Source organism: Petroclostridium sp. X23, from assembly GCF_030013905.1.
GTDB lineage: Bacteria > Bacillota > Clostridia > SK-Y3 > SK-Y3 > X23.
On record NZ_CP124862.1, the window covers coordinates 4,804,777 to 4,827,128 of the forward strand.

General features: G+C 35.8%; 23 protein-coding genes, 2 pseudogenes and 1 riboswitch. Of the genes and pseudogenes, 17 read left to right on the forward strand and 8 right to left on the reverse strand.

What is annotated here, in order from left to right; genetic code table 11:
- Window positions 1–70: 70 nt before the first annotated feature.
- The 3 genes from QKW49_RS22620 to QKW49_RS22630 form a co-directional block, all read right to left on the reverse strand.
- Window positions 71–823 carry a MerR family transcriptional regulator gene (locus QKW49_RS22620; protein ID WP_282864898.1) on the reverse strand — a complete coding sequence of 251 codons (753 nt, stop codon included), beginning with the start codon at window positions 821–823 and terminating at the stop codon, window positions 71–73.
- 155 nt (window positions 824–978) lie between these two features.
- The gene (locus tag QKW49_RS22625) at window positions 979–1,770 is read right to left on the reverse strand and encodes a class I SAM-dependent methyltransferase (protein WP_282864899.1); all 792 of its coding nucleotides are present in this window, start codon (window positions 1,768–1,770) and stop codon (window positions 979–981) included.
- A gap of 28 nt (window positions 1,771–1,798) precedes the next feature.
- Entirely contained in the window at window positions 1,799–2,386 is a 588-nt protein-coding gene (locus tag QKW49_RS22630; protein WP_282864900.1) for a TetR/AcrR family transcriptional regulator, read from the reverse strand.
- A 259-nt stretch (window positions 2,387–2,645) separates the two neighbouring features.
- On the opposite strand from QKW49_RS22630, the gene QKW49_RS22635 reads away from it, so the two are divergent.
- Both QKW49_RS22635 and QKW49_RS22640 read left to right on the forward strand, forming a co-directional pair.
- The gene (locus QKW49_RS22635) at window positions 2,646–2,849 is read left to right on the forward strand and encodes a hypothetical protein (RefSeq protein ID WP_282864901.1); all 204 of its coding nucleotides are present in this window, start codon (window positions 2,646–2,648) and stop codon (window positions 2,847–2,849) included.
- 64 nt (window positions 2,850–2,913) lie between these two features.
- Window positions 2,914–3,001, forward strand: a riboswitch (cyclic di-GMP riboswitch).
- Between the two features lie 271 nt (window positions 3,002–3,272).
- Entirely contained in the window at window positions 3,273–3,869 is a 597-nt protein-coding gene (locus QKW49_RS22640) for a hypothetical protein (protein ID WP_282864902.1), read from the forward strand.
- A gap of 176 nt (window positions 3,870–4,045) precedes the next feature.
- On the opposite strand, the gene QKW49_RS22645 is transcribed toward QKW49_RS22640, so the two are convergent.
- From QKW49_RS22645 to QKW49_RS22660, 4 genes and pseudogenes are all read right to left on the reverse strand, one after another.
- Window positions 4,046–4,657, reverse strand: a complete 612-nt coding sequence (locus QKW49_RS22645) for a hypothetical protein (protein WP_282864903.1) — start codon at window positions 4,655–4,657, stop codon at window positions 4,046–4,048.
- 49 nt (window positions 4,658–4,706) lie between these two features.
- Window positions 4,707–5,336 (reverse strand): hypothetical protein, encoded by a 630-nt coding sequence (locus QKW49_RS22650; protein ID WP_282864904.1) that lies wholly within the window; start codon window positions 5,334–5,336, stop codon window positions 4,707–4,709.
- A gap of 90 nt (window positions 5,337–5,426) precedes the next feature.
- Window positions 5,427–6,050, reverse strand: a complete 624-nt coding sequence (locus QKW49_RS22655) for a hypothetical protein (RefSeq protein WP_282864905.1) — start codon at window positions 6,048–6,050, stop codon at window positions 5,427–5,429.
- Window positions 6,026–6,466, reverse strand: a pseudogene (locus tag QKW49_RS22660) (response regulator transcription factor); the annotation flags it as partial. The pseudogene QKW49_RS22660 and the gene QKW49_RS22655, both read right to left, overlap by 25 nt.
- Window positions 6,467–6,581: 115 nt before the next feature.
- Between QKW49_RS22660 and QKW49_RS22665 the strand changes: the two are divergent.
- The 10 genes and pseudogenes from QKW49_RS22665 to QKW49_RS22710 all read left to right on the forward strand — a co-directional run bounded on the left by QKW49_RS22665 (window position 6,582) and on the right by QKW49_RS22710 (window position 16,291).
- Complete coding sequence (locus tag QKW49_RS22665; RefSeq protein ID WP_282864906.1) at window positions 6,582–7,364, forward strand: transposase; 783 nt, start codon at window positions 6,582–6,584, stop codon at window positions 7,362–7,364.
- Between the two features lie 96 nt (window positions 7,365–7,460).
- The gene (locus QKW49_RS22670) at window positions 7,461–8,138 is read left to right on the forward strand and encodes a response regulator transcription factor (protein WP_349239058.1); all 678 of its coding nucleotides are present in this window, start codon (window positions 7,461–7,463) and stop codon (window positions 8,136–8,138) included.
- Window positions 8,135–9,868, forward strand: coding sequence for a HAMP domain-containing sensor histidine kinase (locus tag QKW49_RS22675; protein ID WP_282864907.1), 1,734 nt, complete (start codon window positions 8,135–8,137; stop codon window positions 9,866–9,868). Before QKW49_RS22670 ends, QKW49_RS22675 begins: the two co-directional genes overlap by 4 nt.
- A gap of 164 nt (window positions 9,869–10,032) precedes the next feature.
- Window positions 10,033–10,641, forward strand: coding sequence for a GDSL-type esterase/lipase family protein (locus QKW49_RS22680; RefSeq protein ID WP_282864908.1), 609 nt, complete (start codon window positions 10,033–10,035; stop codon window positions 10,639–10,641).
- Window positions 10,642–10,652: 11 nt separating this feature from the next.
- Window positions 10,653–12,059: an MBOAT family O-acyltransferase gene (locus tag QKW49_RS22685; protein WP_282864909.1), complete on the forward strand. Its 1,407-nt coding sequence runs from the start codon at window positions 10,653–10,655 to the stop codon at window positions 12,057–12,059.
- Between the two features lie 14 nt (window positions 12,060–12,073).
- Window positions 12,074–12,361, forward strand: a complete 288-nt coding sequence (locus QKW49_RS22690) for a DHHW family protein (protein WP_282864910.1) — start codon at window positions 12,074–12,076, stop codon at window positions 12,359–12,361.
- Window positions 12,362–12,411: 50 nt separating this feature from the next.
- Window positions 12,412–12,651, forward strand: a pseudogene (locus tag QKW49_RS22695) (D-alanyl-D-alanine carboxypeptidase); the annotation flags it as partial.
- 290 nt (window positions 12,652–12,941) lie between these two features.
- Window positions 12,942–14,153: a transposase gene (locus tag QKW49_RS22700; protein WP_282863267.1), complete on the forward strand. Its 1,212-nt coding sequence runs from the start codon at window positions 12,942–12,944 to the stop codon at window positions 14,151–14,153.
- Between the two features lie 151 nt (window positions 14,154–14,304).
- Window positions 14,305–14,568, forward strand: coding sequence for an RtcB family protein (locus tag QKW49_RS22705; protein WP_282864911.1), 264 nt, complete (start codon window positions 14,305–14,307; stop codon window positions 14,566–14,568).
- Between the two features lie 184 nt (window positions 14,569–14,752).
- A complete protein-coding gene (locus tag QKW49_RS22710) occupies window positions 14,753–16,291 on the forward strand; it encodes an RsiV family protein (RefSeq protein ID WP_282864912.1) in 1,539 nt (512 codons plus the stop codon).
- A gap of 78 nt (window positions 16,292–16,369) precedes the next feature.
- On the opposite strand, the gene QKW49_RS22715 is transcribed toward QKW49_RS22710, so the two are convergent.
- Window positions 16,370–18,154, reverse strand: a complete 1,785-nt coding sequence (locus QKW49_RS22715; protein ID WP_282864913.1) for a DNA mismatch repair protein MutS — start codon at window positions 18,152–18,154, stop codon at window positions 16,370–16,372.
- Window positions 18,155–18,357: 203 nt separating this feature from the next.
- Here QKW49_RS22715 and QKW49_RS22720 point away from each other — a divergent pair, with 203 nt between their 5' ends.
- From QKW49_RS22720 to QKW49_RS22740, 5 genes are all read left to right on the forward strand, one after another.
- Window positions 18,358–18,480 carry a hypothetical protein gene (locus tag QKW49_RS22720; RefSeq protein ID WP_282864914.1) on the forward strand — a complete coding sequence of 41 codons (123 nt, stop codon included), beginning with the start codon at window positions 18,358–18,360 and terminating at the stop codon, window positions 18,478–18,480.
- A gap of 96 nt (window positions 18,481–18,576) precedes the next feature.
- Window positions 18,577–19,296 (forward strand): sulfite exporter TauE/SafE family protein, encoded by a 720-nt coding sequence (locus QKW49_RS22725; protein ID WP_282864915.1) that lies wholly within the window; start codon window positions 18,577–18,579, stop codon window positions 19,294–19,296.
- 664 nt (window positions 19,297–19,960) lie between these two features.
- On the forward strand, window positions 19,961–20,134 hold the full coding sequence (locus QKW49_RS22730) for a hypothetical protein (protein WP_282864916.1): 174 nt from the start codon (window positions 19,961–19,963) through the stop codon (window positions 20,132–20,134).
- 189 nt (window positions 20,135–20,323) lie between these two features.
- The gene (locus tag QKW49_RS22735) at window positions 20,324–21,295 is read left to right on the forward strand and encodes a tRNA-dihydrouridine synthase family protein (protein ID WP_282864917.1); all 972 of its coding nucleotides are present in this window, start codon (window positions 20,324–20,326) and stop codon (window positions 21,293–21,295) included.
- Between the two features lie 216 nt (window positions 21,296–21,511).
- Window positions 21,512–22,294, forward strand: coding sequence for a transposase (locus QKW49_RS22740; RefSeq protein WP_282864918.1), 783 nt, complete (start codon window positions 21,512–21,514; stop codon window positions 22,292–22,294).
- Window positions 22,295–22,352 lie beyond the last annotated feature (58 nt).

Genomic DNA, 22,352 nt, shown 5'->3' on the forward strand with positions numbered 1-22,352 from the left:
TTCATCCCTCCTTTGCTTGTTATGAAATTAGGTTATCACACAGCAAAAGAGTGGTGGCAAAGTGGAGACTTTATTTTTTCATTTTCTGCATCTTTTCGATTTGAGCGACTGCGTATAACATATTGATTCTCGCTTCAGACAGAGAAGTCAGAAGCTTATCACAGGCTGTTATCACATCCTCGTTGTCTTGGGGTGTGTTGATGCTTTTCCTAAGATCAGTGGCAGGATTTTGTGACAATGCCCCCAGCATCCGTAAAATTGATGATAAGGAATAATTGGCACACCGAAGCGAACGAATAATTTTCAGTCTTTGAATATCTTCATAGAAATAAACACGGTATCTATTTTGTTTCCGCTTAACTGTAATCAATCCATTTAGCTCCCAATTCCGGAGCGTATCCATTGTAACTTGTAATGTTTCAGCCGTTTCTTTAGGGGTAAAAGAAATTTCTTCTTTTGGTATATCCGAATCGTCGCTATTCAAAATTTTTTTTGCTATTTCAATGGCTTCCTCGGCGTGGCTCATTTCTAAGTCCAACTGCTGTAAATAACATTCTGCCATTTTCATGGCACTTTCCAAATTGCCGAGTGCGGACATTTTCAGCATATCTACCGCTTGCTTCCGCAGGCCGTTTTGTAACACCTCCACTTTAAGAACCGCTCGTGCCATCTTAAACTGTTCGATATGGAGATCGGTAAAAACCCGGTATCCATTGGCCAAGCGTTCTGGCTTTGAAATCAGTTTATACTTTTCATAAAGCCTTACGGTATTCACATGAATACCAATTATTTCTGAAACCTCATGGGTTTTATAAACATGCATTGGCATACACCTCCATGCTCATGATACTACAGATTAAAACATTGGTGGTTTACTGTAGGGTTGTTAGTATACTTTATAAAAGTATCAAAAGCAAGGCGAATACCTTGATCCTCCGCTCAGTATCCATTTAAAAATTCAGATTGCGCAGATAATACTTATTTTCGGAATATGTCAATAGCATGACTTGTAATGCCCATTAAATCTTCGCGTTCACAAGTAGAAAAGTGGTATTTTAAATACAACTCAAAAGTGGCATTGTCCATTGTATCTATTGCTTCCCTCATAAATAAGGCACAACCGTCTGCCGCAACATAGTGCAGTCGGTTTACGGGAAATACAGACATTAATTCGTCAATATTTTCCTTACGGACAAGTTCAAATAAATCCTTTGGCTGGGACTTAGCAGCAAATGTTTTGGGGTCAATCATGCCCTTTTCAATATATGCGGCGACACTGATATTACCGCGTTTGAACCCTTCGTCAAGGAGACAACCATCGGATATAACATACGCAGCAAAAACCACACCTCCCGGTTTTGTTACACGAATCGCCTCGCTCAGAGCTTGTTGTTTATCCTTTTTGGTGTAAAGATGATACAACGGTCCTAACAGCAGAGTTATGTCATACTCATTGTCTGAGAACGCAGATAAATCCATAGCGTTGCCTTGTGTAATGGTTATATTTTCATTCAATTGAGTGTTTTGTTTGAAAATCTCTATATTGTGTTCAACCAACTCCACTGCATCAACATCATATCCCTCTCGTGCCAGTGCATGGGAATATCGACCTGTTCCAGCACCGATTTCAAGCACACGGTCGTCAGACTTTATGTATTTCTCGATATATTTCATTGTAGTAAGGAACTCAACGGAACCATGTTTTGGAACAAGACGGCTATCTTCATCATACTTGTTGTAATGGTTAATTAGATATTGGTTTGTATTCATATTGCACTCCCTCTGTTGATAATAAAATTTAAATGGACAATTTCCAATCTGGCTTTTCTTGTCTAACAAAGGCTGTTAAAATATTGGCCATCATTTTTTCAGCCTTGTCTCTATCTAATGCTAGTTTTTTCGTGGCAGCTAGAACTGCTATGCCATGTGTGTAAAGAAATAAGTCTAAAAAAATAATTTTTGATTTTTCTAACTCTACTCCAATGGTTTCTGAAAAAAGTTTTGCTTTTTTCTCATTGTCAATTTCCTTATAAAAGTCTTTTGCTTCTGTCATTTCTAAATCCATATCATTTATGAATAATAGTTTAAATAAGTGTGTCTCTTTTTGAGCAAATTCAATGTAGGAAAGGGGAAGGATTAAATATGGACTGACACTAACCGAATTATTATAATTAGCCACATATTGCTCGTAGTATTCATAAGCAAAATCAAGAAATTCTGTTTTTAATTCATCCATGTTTTTATAACAAGTAAAAATCGGACGAGTAGAACATTGCAATTTACATGCAATACTCCTCGCATTTACAGTCTCAAATCCCGTTTCCTTTGTAATATCCAAAACAGTATTTAAAATCATTTCTTTAGATATTTTTGCTTTAGGTGGCATATAATTCACCTCTTTCCTTATTGTTATATGATACATTTGTTATATAACCATTGTTATATAATAAGTGAGCAGTGTCAAGAGGATGTTTTTTATTTTTTCACCTCTTACTTTTGACAATAGAGCCTAATAATATATTGAGATAACTATGCATCCACTAATTGTTCTTTTTCTGAACGTATATGGGGACGTGCCTGATTTTGCACATAATTATTAACTAGTAACAATTCAAATGATACAATCCTGTTTGGAGGTGGTAAGTATGAGCAGGTCACCAAGGGTATTGAGCCAAACAGGATTGTATCATATTATTTTTAGGGGCTTAAATAGACAGAATATATTTGAAGAAGACGCTGATTTTCACAAAATGCTTGAGATATTATTCGGAATAAAAAAAGAAAGATGTGTCGAAGTATATGCATATTGCTTAATGGCACAGGTGCTGTACAGCTTGTTGATAAAATAGATTGTTGCAGATCAGTGATATATACTGTTTTGTCAAGGACGCCATATGGTTTCCTGCAAATGAATAAATCCAGGAGTAAACCCATCCAAAGATGGGGACGCAAAGCCGTAGGGGCTATGGTGTGTAAACGCTATGATAGCCTGACTGCCGGCAATTAAATTGAAGGCCTGCTCTTTTTCATAAGGAGCAGGCCTTTGTCATATCCTTGACTATTACTATGCTCTATGGTGGAAAGGAGCACTATATGAGTATCTGTCTTAAGTTATACAAGGTCGTGCTGATCATTTTTATTATATCTGTTGTCTCTCTCATTATAATAGCTATAGTTTCCATTTAAAATTCCGATATATATTCTAAAGACTCTAGTGTATCCAAACTTTGGAAATTTTCAAAGAATCTAGATAAGAAGAGAGGAGATATTAAATGCGCGTAGAAAATTACAACACCTTTACTCAAAGCCGTCGATTATACAGCACTGGGAAAATCGGGAATGTACCCTTGCCTAATTATAACGAGTTTAACTTTAATACCAAGAAAGCCTCTGCTATGAGTGATGAAAAATACAGGGAGGCTATAATAGAGCAGGCCCAAAAAGATCAGTCTGCCGGAAAATTTCAATCGGAATCCGCCGGATTTAGAAGCTTAGTAAAAAGCTATGTTTCTGTTGTTTCTCCGGACAGAAAAAATATTATCACGGCGGGATTAACAGCAATATTCAAAAATAATAAGCCACAACCTAAAACTCTTAACTTGATAGACTATCTGTTTGGTAACGTTAAGTATTGTAAAGAAGCAACAGATGTGTCTTATGCCGAGTTTTACGACAGTAATGGCGAAATGGTAGCTAGTTACTCAAATGGCAGATGGATTTCATATGGAACAAAGGCAGAACACGCCCGTGAATCTGAGCTTTGGGGCATATATAATGAGGCGTGGAATAATGCCGCGAGGGTAAGTCAAGGGAATAGTCATGTGGTAAATACAGACACTACACTGGGTTTGATTGATAAATCAGTTTAGTCTGATTTATATATGCACAACATTGTGCTTTGGCCCTGCATGGGCAGTAGCTTGGCGGTTTAAGGCCACTATGGACTTGGTAGCAACAGTTCATTAAGCTAATATCTGCAAGAAAGACCAACCTTTAGGCTGGTCTTTCTTGCTTGAGAGAGCTGCACAAATTTATCGCATAATCTTTATTCCGTGACTCTTTTTAGCTCAAATACGGTTGCCTCCAATACCAGGAGAAGTCTGTCATTATTAACATCCAAAAAACTTACAGGTATCGCTAGTCCTGTGGAGGAATCAGAAACACCTAATACTTTTACTTCATCGTTCATATTTAAACTTGGCATATCAATTTTATCTACTCTATAAAAAGAATCTGCATTATAGTGGATCTCTTCAATATCATAGATTGGCTTATCTAGCTCAAATTGATAAGTCTTATAATCCTCAAACCCTTTTGATGAAAAGAAATTTTTATCAATTACAATTTGATTGCCAATAATTTTTTGCCCTGCTGGATATTCAGACGCATCATTATAAGAATCTGCAAACCCTAACAATTTCTCAACGCTCCATGTTCCATAAAAAAACTTCTCAGTTTCACTATCCAAAGCTTTCCTTCCTATAAAAGGTTCAGACGTATTACCTGGAATATCGTTTTCTTCTTTCTTTGCATCCTCAGGTGTTAAAGTGCTTGCTTCAATTGCAGGTTCATTTTCAAATATGGATACATAGCTGCACCCGGCCAAGCAGGCAGACAATATAGATATTAACACAAATATAAACACTTTTCTTCTCATATTTTCCCTCCTGATAAGTCCGACAATCTGAAGTTAATATTACATAGCATTACCTGTTTTTTAGATATTCATATATCGCGGCAATTGTAAGCTCTTTTTCCTCAATATTGCTTGTTATATCATCAATTAAGTCTGTTGCCGGATAGAATTCTTTTTTGTCAGCTAAGAATATTCTGGCTCTGGGTCGTGGAATCATACCATGAGGACCGGCACCTGTGACGTAATTAATTATGAGGATTACATCTTTGATATTATCGTTATTCACGTCACGAAAATCTACAGCTGCCACACTATCAAAAAGACCCACATAATTTTCCGTACTGTTGTTTTCACAGTAGTGTGGGAAAGAATATATAACATTATTATCTTTCATTAAGAAAAATGAAACATCCTCAAAATCAATGCCGGTATCTGGTTCATAAGAAATAAACCTCACGTTTCCCCAATCATTCAGCTCTACATTAAATGATTGATCTTGTATAATTCGTTTTTCTTCAATAGAAACATTCAACGCAGCCACACCAGGGGCAGAGACAGAAGAATCATCTGTTTTAGCTTCACTTGTATACGTATCTTGGAAATTGGAATTTGGATTATCTTCATTTAGCTTAGCAGAACACGCACATAATCCTAAAACTGAAAATAGTGCTATTAATATTAAAACTATCCTTTTTCTCATATCCTTTACCTTTCAAATCCTGATTTTTCCGTAAGATTTTTAAATCTTTGCTGTGTAGAGAATAAACTTTTGCTCTATAATGTATTGATTTTAATTGATACCATGCCGCTTGTGATAGGAGAATATGCTATTACAAGGGTTCCACCATGTTGCTTTACAATGGAATCGGAAATAAAAAGTCCCATTCCATAATGCAATTTCGAACTGCGGCTGAAATTCCCGTATTTTTTCCGTGGCATTTTGTAGAGGAATGAGCCTATGGCTGATCTTCCTGCTGTAAAGCCTGGAAAGCAGGAAAATCTCTATCAAAAACGCTGCAAGAATCATCCAAAACAGCATAATCTCCGGGACGGGCAGGTGTTCCTGCAAAAGCTGCGATAAAAATTGAGACATGGAGGAATACTCAACGATACAGATTTGCTTCTCCCGCTGAATAGGGAAATAGCACTTCACATTCAGCTTCAGGTATCCTCCCGAGGTTGATCTGCCACTCATAACAATGTCCCATGCCGTGGCTGCTTCGGATTCTGTCATACTCCCCGACAAAAGCTCCCCGGTTGCGGTTACGACGGCATACCTGCAGGTCTTGGGAATCAACTCCGCGCTCACGGTTTCGACAGAGGCAATTGTGGGCTTTTGGCGTTCAATGGTTGCTTCCACATCACCGACAGAGATAACAAAGCCGGTTTTCAGCGATACAAAATGCAGTCCCATTTATATCCGATCCCCCAGACCGCATCATAAATCTGCTCCTTGGAAAACACCTGGACGTGGTTCTTCGCAAGGAGGTCGCAAATTCCATATTCGTTTTTGGTGAGCGGAATTCTTTGCCCTTTTACGGTCACTTCTTTTGCCGCGAGATTAAACTCCAATCCGGACAGATGCAATGCATTTCGTTTTTCTCGCTTTTCCCTGCGCAGATGCGCGTTGATCCTTGCTCTCAATTCTCCGGTGCCGAAGGGCTTTTTGATATAATCGTCCGCGCCCAGGCCAAGCCCGTACATTACATCGGATTCCATTGTTTTAGCGGTGATGAACAGGATGGGGCAATCCACCATATCCCGCGTCTTTTGGCAAAAGGCAAACCCGTCTGTTTCCGGCATCATAACGTCCAGTAAGATTATCTCATAATAAGTCAGCATTTTCAAGTTGATTTGTGGCGTATATGGGGACGTGCCTGATCTTGCACATAATTATTGACTAGTAACAATTCAAATGATACAATCCTGTTTGGAGGTGGTAAGTATGAGCAGGTCACCAAGGGTATTGAGCCAAACAGGATTGTATCATATTATTTTTAGGGGCTTAAATAGACAGAATATATTTGAAGAAGACGCTGATTTTCACAAAATGCTTGAGATATTATTCGGAATAAAAAAAGAAAGATGTGTCGAAGTATATGCATATTGCTTAATGTATAACCATGTGCATCTGTTTATTAGAGAAAACTGTACGGGCGATATTGTGAAAGTTATGCACAAATTGCTGACGAAATATGTAGGCTGGTACAATTTCAAATACCAGAGAAGCGGAAGTCTTATCGGTAACAGATATAAAAGTGAACCTATAGAAGATGAGCGGTATTTTTTTGCATTGACGCGATATATTCATCAAAATCCGATAAGGGCCGGAATTGTCAAAGAAATAAGCAAATATGCTTGGAGCAGTTATAATGATTATATGTCATTAGATTCAGGACAAAAGATTACAGATACCTATTTAATACTGGAAATGTTATCTGCTGACGCTGAAGAAGCTAGACGAGAGTTTATCGAGCTACAAAAAGAAATTGGAAGTGAGAACTTCCATATAACCGACAGTAAAAAATTAACTGATGAACAATTGCGTAGAAAGGTTATTAAGTGTTTAGACGGGTTAGATCCTAAAGAAATTGGAAACAAGCCTCGAAAAGAGCGAGATGAAATATTGCGATATTTGAGAGAAAAAGAAAAGTTTACAATAGGACAGTTGGAGCGGCTAACGGGTATTTCAAGGGGAATAATTACACGCTGTAACATGCAAAAATAGGCACGTCCCTAAGTGCTTCCTAAGTGCTTCCCCATGCAAAAATAGGCACGTCCCTAAGTGCTTCCCTAATTCGGAAGGAGGTGTTAAGGAGATCATATGATGAATAAAATTTTGGTTGTTGAAGATGAAGATATTTTGCGTGAAGTGATAATAGATTATTTGATCGAGGGTGGATATCAGGTATTAGAGGCCGCAGATGGAGAGAAAGCTTTAGAGCTGTTTCAATCAAATTTAGTTGATTTGGTAATACTTGACATTGTTCTGCCGAAGCTTGACGGCTGGTCCGTATGCCGCAGGATACGAAAAAGCTCCGGTATTCCCATAATCATTTTAACCGCTCGTTCAGATGAGGATGACTCTCTTATGGGATATGAGCTGGGAGCGGATGATTATCTCATCAAACCATACAGTCCTCGTGTTTTAATGGCAAAAGTGAAACGCTTTCTTGAAAAATACTCAGGTACTATAGATGGAATGACAATATCATCTGATGGTATTGTCATAAATATGGGATCAAGACTTGTTTATGCAGATGGCGTTACAATTAATTTGACACATACAGAATTTGAAATTCTGGCTTACTTAATGCAAAATAAAGGGATTGTCATTACCAGAGAGCAACTGATCGCTAAAGTATGGGGTTATGATTTTTATGGTGATGAAAAGACAGTGAACAGCCATATTAGAAACCTGCGTGCTAAGTTGGGCAGTAAAGGCAACTGCATTGTTACGGTTATCCGTTCGGGATATAAATTCGAAGAGGGACAGCTATGAAAAAAAGTATTGTTTTTAAATGGTTTATGTTAACAGCTCTAATATTCTCCACGATGCTTTTATTCATTGGGATCGCGCAAAATTTCTTTTTTGAGAAATATTACATTAATGAGAAATCGGATACTCTCAAAGCGTATATGAACAAGTATTCTGATTTGGCAGCGAAAAAAGGATCGGAAGCAGCATCGGTCGAACTCTATAAGAATAACCATATTTGGATAACAAAACTGGATAAATACGGACGTATCAGCGATGTAGAAAGTTACTATATTGAAGTGAAATTGAAGAATTCACAGGATATTTTGCGAATTCCAATGTACTCCTTTGAAGGAGAATATTCTTCCGATGTACTCTTGTTATTAAAGGTCGGTGATGAGGTGATTATTGATACCGTTAATATAGCCGATGAAAGGATACCTTACCAAATACAAACTAATTCAATCGGAGTTGTAAATTTAAGCATTGCAAACAAGCTGCATGGTCCGCATGCCGATAAGGCTTATAGTAACCTTGCAGTCGGTATATTAAGAGGAACAACAGCCAAAGCTGTATTTCCGGAACATACAGTGGATATTCAGTTTCCCTACAATGAACAGTATTTTTTGGAACAGATAAAAGAATTTCAAGCCAGCCTGCTGGCTGATCATGCGAAACCTCTTCAGCATACGGAAGAACATAGTGCAACAGAAAATTTTACGGAATACAAAATAATCATTAAACCGGTTGTTGAAAATGGGGTAAAGGGATATATTTTTGCTATGACCTCTCTTCAGCCGGTAGATGAAGCAATATCGGTTATTCGGCAATTCTATCCGTACTTTTTTGGATTTACTGTTCTGTGTGTTATTCTTTTAGCATTTATTTTTTCTAAATGGCTGGCCAAACCGCTGATATCTATCAACCAGATTACAGGGAAAATTGCAAACATGGATTTTACAGAAAAACTGCCGGTGCGTTCTACAGACGAAATTGGCCAGCTATCCCAAAGTATCAATTACCTGTCGAACCAGATGGAAGCGTATATTAGTCAGCTGAAACAGGATCTTGATAAAGAAAAGCAGATGGAAAATATACGGAAGGAATTTATTGCGGGAGTATCTCATGAGTTGAAAACGCCTCTTGCTGTTATAAAAAGCTGTCTATCTATTTTAAAAGACGGAATTGCAGCTGAAAAAAGGGAACATTACTTTCAGGCGATGGAAGACGAAATACAGCGGACAGACTTGCTGGTTGTAAACATGTTGGATCTGGCTAAGTTCGAATCTGGTACCTATAAGCCTGAAATGGCTCCTTTTGAAATAGATAGAGTGATTACCGAAGTATGCAGGTCTCTGGCTGAACAAATACAGGAGAAAAATCTTTCTCTTACATCAAGAATTTGTTCTCAGATGGTTGTAGGTCATAAAGGGCTAATCAGTCGTGTTATAACTAATTTTCTCAGTAATGCAATCCGACATACTGAGAATGGACATGCAATCATAATTACCGTAAAAGACAATGGACAGACAGTTGAAATCAGCGTGGAAAATCAAGGGAACCCGATTTCAGAGGAAGACAGAAAAAAGATATGGGGCCAATTCTACCGTTTAGAGGCACGGACATCTAAATCAGGTACGGGTCTCGGACTTTCCATATCCAAGGAAATACTGGAGCTTCATCAAGCAGCTTATGGTGTGGAAAATACGAAAGATGGCGTCCGCTTTTTCTTTTCACTGCCGATCCAATTATAAGAAATGAATAATAATATCTACCAGCAAAACAGCTATGAAGGATACTTCATGGCTGTTTTTTGTAATTAGGTAATAAATAATATCCAGGCTTTATCTCATCTGCATCTGTTCTGCACTTTGCTAATGTAATATCTATGTATCAAATAAAGAAAAGAGGTATTTATATGAAAAAATTAATGATGTGTTTCCTGATAGGCATTCTTCTGATTGGTACGGCTGCCTGCGGGAATAAAACTGCTGAAAAGGATGCTACAGCTCAGTTTAAGAACAGTGTTTTTATGGGAGATTCCATTACCGAAGGTTTTGCTGTTAATGAAATCCTACCGAACGAATCTGTAATGGCTGGGGCAGGAGCTACAGCAGGTTATATCTATGAAGAGTATATAGATGATTTAGCTGAAAAGAAACCGGATAACGTCTTTATCATGTTAGGATCGGACGACATGCTCATGCCGGTAGATGATCCTAAAGCATTATTTGAAAGTGATTTGACCAAACTGATTAATAAAATAAAGGAAGAAGTGCCCAACGCAAAAATATATCTCCAATCCATAGCACCTGTCACACAGGAGGCATTAAAACAAGAACCCCGCTATGAAAGAATAGAGGAATATAACGAGCTTTTAAAAGAGCTAACGGGTAAATTATCAATTAATTATGTAGACATAGGAGCATTGGCAAAGGAAAACCACAATTTATTTGCCGAAGATGGTGTTCATTTCAAGAAAGAATTTTATCAGTTGTGGCTGAAGAAGCTCTCCGAATCATTATAGCGGAGGGACATATGGTATTCAGTAGCCTATTTTTTACATTTGCTTTTTTGCCGGTCACATTAATTTTATATTATTCTTTAGGAAAGCATTTGAGGAATATTGTACTGCTTGCCGCAAGCCTGTTTTTCTATGCATGGGGAGAGCCTGCCTATGTAATATTGATGTGTATCTCCATAATGATTAATTATTGCATAGGTTCTTTTTTCGACAAAAACAATACCAGCAGACGAAAACGGAAGCTTTTATTAATAATAAGTCTGGTGTTTAATTTAGGCTGTCTCGCATATTTTAAATACTTAGGCATGTTAATAAGTACAATAGCATCCGTTATTGGCTGGAATCTAAATGTAGGAACACCAGCACTACCTATAGGGATTTCGTTTTATACTTTTCAGGCTCTATCCTACGTGGTTGATGTATACAGGGGGAAAATAAAATCGCAGAAAAGTCTCACTCTTTTTGCTCTTTATATTACGATGTTCCCGCAACTGGTAGCCGGGCCTATTGTGAACTATGCAGACATTGAAGCACAGTTAGCTGACAGGAGTGCGACTTTTAAAGGATTAAAATCCGGGATGCGGCGCTTCCTGTGTGGTTTGGCGAAAAAGGTGCTTCTTGCCAATAATATAGGTCTGCTATGGTTTGAAGTAAAAGTCATGCCCGGTACAGAAATTTCAGTACTCATGGCATGGACAGGGATTATTGCCTTTACACTGCAGATTTACTTCGATTTTAGCGGGTACTCAGATATGGCTATCGGATTGGGAAAAATGTTTGGCTTCCATTTCAAAGAAAACTTCCAGTATCCATATATTTCGCAAAGTATCTCGGAATTTTGGCGGAGGTGGCATATCTCCCTTGGATCGTGGTTTAAGGAATATGTCTATATTCCTCTTGGCGGGAGCCGTGCCGGTAAGTGGAAACTGATACGAAACCTGTTCATCGTATGGTTTCTTACAGGGCTCTGGCATGGTGCAAGATGGAATTTCGTTTTATGGGGAATTTATTTTGGAGCTTTAATATTTATAGAAAAATTGTTTTTGCAGAAGAGGATGGAACGATGGCCAAAAGCTGTTTGTCATATATACTCATTGCTGTTTGTTGTGATAGGCTGGGTATTTTTTGAATTTACAAATCTGCAGGATGCGTTAAGTTTTCTGATGAGCATGTTTGGAGTAAGAGGCAATGCGCTTATTAACAACCAAGCAATTATGGAGCTAAAAGCTTATGCTATTTTATTTATTGTTGGTATAATTGCCGCTTCTCCATGGCCTAAAAAAGTGTCATTGTATTTTAGAAATAATCATTGTAATATTTATAGATTTGCTGCTAACGTATATTATTGTGCACTAATGTTCTTTTCAACCGTATATATGGTTGCCTCAACCTATAACCCATTTATTTATTTTCGATTTTGATCTGGAGGATTGCAATGCGAATAAATAGAAAAAAAACTTCTGCTGCTTTACAGAGTATCATAGGTGTAATTCCGTTTTTATTTATACTTGTCATGTTGATGTTGCATCTGGTTTTGCCGGACAAAACATTTTCAAGGGATGAAATGCGCTATTTAGCTCAATGGCCTACCTTCCATGTTGAAAGGGTAATGGATGGTAGTTATAAGACAAAAGTAGAATCATACTTTTCAGATCAGTTCCCTTTCCGGAATTTTTGGATTCATATTCAGAAAGACTCCAATCAGATTTTATTAAATATGTAGTTTTTTATATCTAATTATTTCATGCTTTTTCTTGATATTATACGGATACTGATGGGATAACCTTTTACAGTACCATGTTGAAAGGACTCAGTGGTCAAAACATTACTGGTGGAGAAATTTTAGGAGGAAAAACCGGATATACTGATGAGGCTGGTCTGTGTCTCGCGAGTTTCGCCAAAGTGGATAATCAAGAATATGTTTTGCTTACAGCTGGTGCAAAAGGAGATAACCACTTGGAACAGTTTAATATTACCGATGCAATAGCTGTATACAGCAGCATAGGAAAATAATATGTACTTTATAAGATTTTCTTAAGGATTTGATAAGTCATAAATCCAATATAGCCTGTCCGATGTCGGTAAGATAAAATTATCCAATCGGATAGGCGCTGATAATTTTTTATTATGCATTTTTTTAGATGAAAAGGAGAATTTAATGAGTAATATATTATTGAGTTAATTTCATAATTTCTAATCCTTGAAAACACAAGGTTAGAAAAAAGCATAAAAAATAGTTTACCCCAATCCGATAAATAATTCGTCCAAACAATCCACAGAAAGGAGTAAACGTTGTACGAATTATGAATCGGCAAACAACATTATTTACTTTAGAGCAAATTATAGAAATTCAACCATTAACAAAATTACAAGCTGTTTTAACATTTATTGATTATTCAATTATGCTTGAAACTTTTAAAATTGATGTCAGCAAACGTGGTCCTAAAGGATTTGCGTATACCAGCTTGCTCAATGCTTTACTTGCAATGCAAATAGATCAAATACCTACTATTAAAGCATTAGTTAAAAGGTTGAAAACAGACCCCGTTTTAAGAGTAACCTGCGGGTTTGATACTATTGGCAAAACGCCTAGTGCTTCAACTTTCTCTAGGTTTATAGAAAAGCTCTCTAAAACCGATGTACTTGAAAAAACTTTTCAGAGAATGGTTCGTAGAGCCAAAACCTTGGGACTTATTAATGGTTCCCATGTCTCAATAGATGCATCGAAAATTGATGCCTTTGAGCATGCTGTACCAAAATCAAAAATACCAGAAAACAATCCAGAGTTTCCTCACTGGGGTGCCAAGCAAGATACCAATGGCAATATGATAAAATGGTTTGGTTGGAAGATGCATGCTGTAGTAGATACAACAAGCGGAATCCCATTAGGGTACATCATAACCCCTGCAAATGTTGCAGATATGGTAATGGCAATACCACTAATGAATAAGCTTAAGGCAGATTATGAAGACTTATTCAAACCATCTTACTACATTATGGATACAGGCTATGATATACCATCTATCTATCAACATGCTGTATCATTTGGTGCTCAAGCTATTATGCCAATTAACTGGAGAAATACGAAAACTCCACCTGAAGGCATTAACTGGGAAGGTCAACTTGTTTGCACCATGAATTATCCGTATGTGAATGGTGGAAATGATAATGGAACCATTCGGTTATTATGTCCCCACGCTTGCGGAAAAGCCAATTGTCCTATGGGTTCAAGTTGGTGTACGAGTACAAAATCAGGATACATTGGCAAAGTTAAAATTAAGGATAATCCACGGTTTATATCTTATCCATTACGAGGAACAGAAGCATGGGACAATCTATATGATGAAAGAACATCCGTTGAACGCTTTTTTGGTGATGGAAAAGAAAACTATGCTTTAAACAATCTGCGTGTAGCAGGGCTAAAAAAAGCAAAAGTATTCATGGATTTAGCCTGCATTGCAATTATTGCTACAAGAATTACAAAAGCAGAACAATCAAAAAATATTGCAGCTTAGTATTTTAATTATCAAGGAACAGGAGATGATATTTCTTAATTTCAAAACTATATAGTTGTGGATAACTATCTATTGTAAGGATAGTCTAACCTTTTTTTGCACAATTTCAAAAATATCAGTAGGAATTATCCACATTCTTGATTTTTGAATTATGAAATATCCTCTATTAATAACAAGCAGTAAGAACTGGATAGAACATACCGCAGTCATGCAGCTAAATGCATTATCGGAATTGGATGGAGTGAGAAAAGTAGCCGGACTTCCTGACCTGCATGCCGGAAAAGTCCCTGTTGGTGTTGCGGTAGTAACCGAAGGAATGATATACCCACACATCATAGGAAATGATATTGGATGTGGCATGGGTCTATTTAGAACCGGTATTGAGAGGAAAAAATTAAAATGGATCGTTGGGTAACTAGGCTTAACCATGGGTGTTTCACCTCCGGCTATTTTATTGCAAATATTATTTTTTGTACGTTAATTGCAATTGTTTGTGGCTTGCGGAAATGGAGGAAAAACAATAAGCTGTACCAAACTCCTGAGGAATGAAATACTTTTATTGAATTATGACAGTTTGGAGAGAAGGGTGGAGTTATATATTGAAGCAAAATACTGTGATAACCATATTAATGGCATTAGCTCTAATGTTAACAGCATGTATTGCTGAAAAAACGGATGTTGTTAATAGCTCAAATATTCAGCAGAATGTAACTGGTAAAATTGATAAAAACAATCCAGACAGTATGAATTATAAAATAAACAAGGCAACCTATACAAATAATATCTTTAGTTATTTTACTAAAGATTCTTTAGGTATTAGTATAAGTTTTCCTCATGTATATGGAGATCATTTAGAATTTGAATTCAAATATCAGGATATCGTAAATAACATTAAAGCTGAAAATGAAGTATGGAGGGATTTCACTAGTTTAGTTCAACAACCAAAAACCGAAGTTAAAGAAAATCTAAATGATCCTAAGAAAAATGGTCTGGAAATTATCGAAAATCAATCATTTGAAGTTGAACTTGAAAAGTGGGGCAAGGTAAAATTTGTTACTGCTACATTAGCAGCTAACCCTTTTCCTAAACTTGTCTTTTTCTTAACAGATGATAAAGGTACAGTGTTATATAGCTTTTCCGATTTCGTTGAATATCCCGGATGGCTTCTTTCTGAAGCTCGGGCTGTGGCATTTAGGGATGTTAATAAAGATGGCTTGAAAGATATAATTATCATTGCGGACTACATGAGTGGCGTCGGAAAGAATGGTGCTATTCCTTTCCATCACTCAAAAATATATTTCCAGAAGGAGAAGAGATTTGTATGTATTCCTGAATTGGATGAGAAAATCAATGCGGGACAGCAAAATGAAAGTATAGACACATTAATCAATTTCGTTGCGGGGAAAGTAGAAGGATATGAACTTGTCAAAAAAACTATTAACTTTTCAACGTTTGACGTTAACAAAAAATATTTTAATGACGCAAAAGGTTTTACAGAATTAAAATTAAAATTACCACGACTTGATGGGAGTTACGATGGAATACCTGAGATAAATAAATATTTTGTTGGCAAAGAAAAGTTTTTCTACAATGAGCTTCCACTTGATAGTTTAAAGGAAACTAATATAAAAGTAGAGGGTGAGAAAGATAATTGGTATAGAAGTGCTGATTACAAGCTTGAAGCTGTGTTTGGAAATATCATTTCAGTATCAGCAAATTTAAATGGTGGGGCTGGTGGTGTGGGATGGGCTGGTATAGAAGGGGATTCATTTGATTTGAATACTGGGAAAAAATTGAGTCTAAAAGATATATTTAAGGTTAATAAAGACGAATATATGGATTTCATATATGATTATGTATCTAAAAAAATTATGAATGAAATTAACAGTAACAAACAAGCAGGATACGGTAGCTGCTATATGTTTGATGATGCCTATACTGGTGATGGTTACAAAAGTATTCGAAACTTTGACCCAAATAACTTTTATCTTTCAAAAAATTCATTAGTGGTTTTCTATCCTAAATACGCTTTAGCAGCTGGAGCGGCCGGACCACAAAAATTTGAAATACCTTATGAATCAATTTCAGATATGTTGGATTTTGATGTAAATACGGTAAACAAAGTTGCAGATTACTAAAATTTTCAAATAGAATTTCATTCTGGATACCACATAATACAAAATTAATCGCGTTGTTTTCATTTATGTTCAATATCGTCATAAAATACCGACCATTTGCATTAAATACTTGGCATTTGTAGTGTTTGATTTTCCCTGTCTTATTTTATAGTCAAATAAAATTTTGTTTTCCTTATAATGCTCAGAAAAGCTATAGTTTTTTATACGGTAATATTGATTTGCCATTTCACACAACTCTAAATCGTGTGTAGTAATGACACCCATAACCTCAAAAGAATCCAGTTTGGAAATAATAGTCTTTGCACCGTAAAGTCTATCTACTGAATTTGTGCCACGGAATATTTCATCAATCAAGAAAATAGTATTTTTACTATTTTTAGCAGTATCAATAATGCGTTTAATCTTTTTGAGTTCAGCATAAAAGGTTGAAACCCCGTCATTCAAATCATCTGAAATTCTCATTGATGTCATGATCTTAAACAGGGAACAAGTCATAGTTTTGGCACAAACAAAGCCTCCTGCATTTGCCATAACTAAATTTATACCAATTGTTCTTAAAAAAGTTGTTTTTCCGGACATATTTGAGCCAGAGATAATGATTATATTATTCTTATCAATGATGTTGTTGTAAACTCGTGCGCTGTTTAGAATTAGCGGGTGTCCTATATCCATTGCTTCAAAGACCTTACTCTTATTTGTGATATCAGGAAGAGTAACATTACTGCATACATTGGGTATGGTAGAAAAGCTTAAAAGGCTTTCAAATTCTCCTAATGCAAGAAACCAATTCTCACTTGTTCGCGCATACTTTTCTTTCCATTCCTCCATCATGAAGGCACATTCATAATCCCATAAAAAGAGGACGTTCAAAATAAACCAAATGATTCCTTGATGTCTAACGTTTACTCTATCAGATATTTTGCCTAAATCTTTTATTGCTTGTGCTGCTGATAAGTTTTCCGAAGTCAGTTGCTTCTTTATGTTAATAAGCTCTGCTGAGGTAAATTTTTCATTCTGCAATATACTTAGTACAGTACTGTAAGTGGCAAGTTTATAATTCAAGCCTGCCAAAGACCCCAAATATTCATTCGTTTTAGTGACACCGGCAATCCAAACTATACATTGCATCAATAGTAATGCAGCTCCGGCTAAATAAAAGTTTTTTAACTGAAAGATGATCATGGCTGCGATAAAGGTGACCGTTATCAAAGGACAATATACTAGAAGGCACTTTAAAAACTTGGATTTTATAAACGACCTTTTTTTCTTTAAATCCTGTAAAAGCCTTAAAATGGAATCACTTTTCTCAATTTTTGAAAGATGATATTGGAATTTTGCTGAAAGCTCAATATTTTTGCTTAATTCCAAAATAGCTTCTTGCCTTGAAAGCAATTTTGTTGTGTTATAGTCCGGATTTAATAAATCATTCGCAAAAGCCTGTCTTCCGTGCCAAGTTTTTGTTACATTAAGAAGCTGAAATAGCGATTTTTTGCCTACAATGTCAAGATCGCAAGCATATGGATGCTTCACATCAATAAATTCCTCACCGATATCAGCAAAATGAACCCAGTCACCTGAGATTCTATCTAAATATTGTTTATTAATAATTATCATGGCTTTAGCGTAATTCACACTATCGTGAACCTTACTATGATAAATCCAAAGAAAAACCTGCAATAGCAGGATTGCAATGCCGGTTACACAAAATACATATGAAAACCCTTTATAAAAGGTCAAAAAAACCGTACTGATAAAAATTAAGAGAACCGCCAGTTTCAAGTATCCTACTATGTTAAATATAGTAGAGTATTGCTGTAATTCTACTTCGTATTTAATTATTTGTTTTTTGAATTTATCTTGCATCAGCGAACTCCTCAAAACTTTCCCATTATTATTTAGACATAGGCTAATAAATAAGCGGAATGTGGCTACCAGATGAAAGTCACATTACAGTTAATTTCATATATTATCGTACCATAAAAAGCTATAAAAGGAAATAATTTTTACTTAGTTGTCATATTGTTGGCGGCTATTTTATATTCATTTTTAAAAAGAATGGAGGAGACATGATATTCAATAGGACTTTTCTCTTGCAATTCGAGGATTACAACAGCGATGGATTCCCGGACTTTGTCATAGGGCAATACGGATCAAGCAACGGAAACCTGTACAGATTGCTTACCATCTAATTTGTATTTGTTTATTTTGGATATGAGTTGAAAAAAAGAGTAAATTTTGTTATGATAAGATGTGCTGCAAAATATTTATTTCATGAGGTCTAAATCATGAGTTTATTATATGTTTTCTTGATATTTTTACTTGGAAGTGTTATTCAGGGCATTGCAGGGTTTGGTTTAGCTATATTTGCTATGCCGTTGCTTCCTTTTATTATGCCTTTAAAAACTGCTGCAGTGCTTGTGGTATTTGCATCATTTTTTATAGCCGTTCAAGTAGCATTGCAACTAAGGAAGCATATTAATATCAAACTACTGGTTTTCCCTGTCATTGCCTTGTTGATAGGAAGAATAGTAGGTGTGCATGTTCTAATGAGTTATAAGGAAAGCATTCTTAAAGTACTACTAGGATATACATTGATATTATTGTCTATTTATTTTGCTTTTTATAAAAATAAAATCAGCATTAAGGGTTCAAATAGAAATGGTGCAATAGCAGGGCTAATCAGCGGTGTGACAGGTGGAATATTTAATATAGGGGGACCTCCTCTGAGTATTTATTATCTCGTAGCCACAGAGGAAAAGATGGAGTACAATGCGAACTTACAAGTTACATTGGTGTTTTCAGCGGTATTTTCCATTATTCTGCATTTTCTTTATGGAAATGTCAATGTCGAAACATTAAAGCTATCCTCAGTAGGAATCATTGGAGCGACATTAGGGTGTTATATCGGGTTGGCGATTTTTAAAAAGTTAAACAGTAACATGTTAAGCAAGATTATATATACTTTTATGATAATCATGGGTATTATAATGATTATTCAGCGATAGTTCAGCATCATTTCCATGACAAACACTAAAAGTTTCATAGTTGAAAACGGCTATGAAGCTTTTAGATAAAATACTGTGTACTAAGCAGAAGATCAATAAGCTTTGCTTTTCCTTCCATATCCTCCTGTGGCTCGCATATGGCTTTGTCAGCATCGAACCCATATGCCCATAACTCCCAAATGAATTTATCGATAGAAGGGTATTTCCCTTAAATAGTATATAATTATTGCGAGGAAAGCGGGTAAGTAGGAGACTTCACAGTCCCTTTCTCTCCTAAGAACCGGACTTGTGCGTTTCCACACATCCGGTTTAAGTCATCCTTTGTTTCCAACAACTATTGGTATTTAAAAAGATTGAATTGTTTTTTCATAATTCTAATTCCTCGCCTAATTTAGGTGAAAGGAGTGTTTTCATATGTTGGTAACTAATTACGAGGTGGATGATAACTGAATTTATTAATTTTGAGACAACCATAAGCCTAATAAGTTTTGGAGGCACGATTTTGGTTATCGTGTTTTTTTGTTGCCTTTTTTAGGGGGAAGAATGAGCCGTGGGTTGTTGAACCACGGTATTTTTATGCATTTTTTCAGATGAAAAGGAGAATGGAAGGAGTAATACGTTATTAATAACAAGCGGGAAGAACTGGATAGAACATACCGCAGTCATGCAGCTAAATGCATTATCGGAATTGGATGGAGTAAGAAAAGTAGTGGGACTGCCGGACTTGCATGCAGGGAAATCTCCTGTTGGTGTTGTAAACCTCGCAAAAGGCCATCTATGGAGTGATGTGAGAAAATATCTATTGTCAAACGAGATTTATTTAGGACTTTTAAGTTAAAAATAATTGTGTTATTATTACCATTGCCTATAAAAGGCTTTAAGGTTTTATAGTAGATAAATAGGACTAAAGTTCTTATTTTTTTACATGAGGGCGAAACACAGTTTTAATAAAAAAGAAAGGGAACATAAATTATGACATCAGATAGTTATATTGCTGATGATTAATTTTTAAAGGTATTATTGTATTATGAATTTTTATTTCGCGCCTATGGAAGGCTTAAGTGGATACATCTATAGAAATGCCCATCGGATTTATTTTAATAGTATTGATAAATACTTTTCTCCTTTTATTTCTGCTAATGAAAGTGGAAGTTTTAAAAAGCGAGAACTAGATGACTTGGCACCTGAAAATAATCAAGATTTGGTTTTGATTCCGCAGATACTAACAAACAAAGCAAAAGATTTTATTTTGATGGCAAATAAAATAAAGCTTATGGGATATGATGAGATAAATTTGAATCTGGGATGTCCTTCTGGAACTGTGGTTGCCAAAAATAAGGGAGCAGGTTTTCTAGCAAAAACAGCAGAGCTTGATGGGTTTCTTTATGAGATTTTCGCTTGGGGAGGAACCAAAATTTCATTAAAAACCAGAATAGGAAAAGAACATCCAGACGAATTTTATCAATTAATAGAGATATTTAATAAGTACCCTATTGAAGAACTAACCATTCATCCTAGGATTCAAAAAGATTTTTATAAAAATAAGCCCAATATAGATGTTTTTAAATATGCTTTGAGTTATAGTAAAAATGCCCTTTGCTATAATGGTGACATTTTTACTATGAAAGAATATAAGGAGTTTACAGCTGAGTTTCCTGATGTTCATTCTATAATGATAGGTAGGGGATTATTAGTCAACCCCGGACTTACAAAAGAAATAAAAAATAATATTAAAGTCGATAAAAATACATTAAGAGAGTTCCATGATAAAGTATATAGCGAATATAAAAGAGTGCTTTTTGGGGATGTAAATATCTTATATAAAATGAAAAATCTCTGGTTTTGTATGATTTCGATGTTTTCTGAGAATGAAAAATATGCAAAGAAAATTAAGAAATCAGTAAGATTGCATGACTATGAAGATGCTGTTTCAAGTTTATTTAGAGAACAGAACCTTTTAGATAATTATGAGAAAAACCTTATTTCAAAGTTTAAATAATTCTACAATAATTCTAAGAGAGAGAATTAGAGTTAGGATTGAAATATTTCCTTCTTCTTTTTCCTGGCTCCTTCTTTTAAGACATGGCCCGGTACTTATATTTGGAGGGCAATGATTAAATTAACGGATAGTGTATATGGGGACGTGCCTGATCCTGCACATAATTATTGACTAGTAACAATTCAAATGATACAATCCTGTTTGGAGGTGGTAAGTATGAGCAGGTCACCAAGGGTATTGAGCCAAACAGGATTATATCATATTATTTTTAGACGATTAAATAGACAGAATATATTTGAAGAAGACGCTGATTTTCACAAAATGCTTGAGATATTATTCGGAATAAAAAAAGAAAGATGTGTCGAAGTATATGCATATTGCTTAATGTATAACCATGTGCATCTGTTTATTAGAGAAAACTGTACGGGCGATATTGTGAAAGTTATGCATAAATTGCTGACGAAATATGTAGGCTGGTACAATTTCAAATACCAGAGAAGCGGAAGTCTTATTGGTAATAGATATAAAAGTGAACCTATAGAAGATGAGCGGTATTTTTTTGCATTGACTAGATATATTCATCAAAATCCGATAAGGGCCGGAATTGTCAAACAAATAAGCAAATATGCTTGGAGCAGTTATAATGATTATATGTCATTAAATTCAGGAGAAAAGATTACAGATACCTATTTAATACTGGAAATGTTATCTGCTGACGCAGAAGAAGCTAGACGAGAGTTTATCGAGCTACAAAAAGAAATTGAAAGTGAGAACTTCCATATAGCCGGCAGTAAAAAATTAACTGACGAACAATTACGTAGAAAGGTTATTAAGTGTTTAGACGGGTTAGATCCTAAAGAAATTGGAAACAAGCCTCGAAAAGGGCGAGATGAAATATTGCGATATTTGAGAGAAAAAGAAAAGTTTACAATAGGACAGTTGGAGCGGCTAACGGGTATTTCAAGGGGAATAATTACACGCTGTAACGTGCAAAAATAGGCACGTCCCTAAGTGTTTCTAAGTGTTTCCCTTGCCAGAAAAATCCACTACCGCACTA